Source organism: Rhizobium sp. P2_G9 (genome assembly GCF_056403475.1).
Genome location: NZ_JBFUFK010000127.1, coordinates 1 through 934 on the forward strand (window position 1 = coordinate 1; position 934 = coordinate 934).

General features: G+C 60.4%; 1 protein-coding gene. It reads left to right on the top strand.

The window, feature by feature from the left end; translation table 11 throughout:
- Window positions 1-934: VCBS domain-containing protein (locus tag AC1DYF_RS40285; RefSeq protein WP_477884537.1), on the top strand; the 934-nt coding region annotated here is incomplete at both ends.

A 934-nucleotide genomic window follows, 5' to 3' on the forward strand; every position in this document is an offset into this window, starting at 1 on the left:
GGACCTATGTCATGAACGACGCCCATGACGAGTTCAAAGCCGGCCATGACTATACCGACAGCATCACCGTGACCACGGCRGATGGCACCAGCCAGGTGATCACSGTCACYATYCACGGCACCAATGACGCGGCCCTCATCACAGGAACGAGCACCCAGGAACTGACGGAGACGGATTCGGCTCAAAACACTGGCGGCAAGCTTGATGCTTCCGATGTCGACAGTTCGGCCAACTTCGATGTGCAGACCGATGTCGATGGCAGCCACGGCTTCGGCAAGTTCWCSATCGCCGCCGACGGCACCTGGACYTATGTCATGAACGAYGCCCATGACGAGTTCAAAGCCGGCCATGACTATACCGACAGCATCACCGTGACCACGGCGGACGGCACCAGCCAGGTGATCACCGTCACCATCCACGGCACCAATGATGCCGCGGTGATCGGCGGCAGCAGCACGCAGTCGCTCACTGAAAGTGATGTGGCGCAGAACACCGGCGCCAAGCTTGATGCTTCCGACGTCGATAGTTCTGCCGCCTTCGATGTGCAGACGGATGTCGATGGCAGCCATGGCTTCGGTAAGTTCTCGATCGCCGCCGACGGCACCTGGACTTACGTCATGAACGATGCCCATGACGAGTTCAAGGCRGGYCAYGACTATACCGACAGCATCACCGTGACCACGGCRGATGGCACCTCACAGGTGATCACCGTCACCATCCACGGCACCAATGATGCGGCCGTGATCGGCGGCAGCAGCACCCAGGAACTGACGGAGACCGACACYGCCCAGAACACCGGCGGCAAGCTGGATGCGTCCGATGTCGATAGTTCTGCCGCCTTCGATGTGCAGACGGATGTCGATGGCAGCCACGGCTTCGGCAAGTTCACCATCGCCGCCGACGGCACCTGGACCTATGTCATGAACGACGCCCA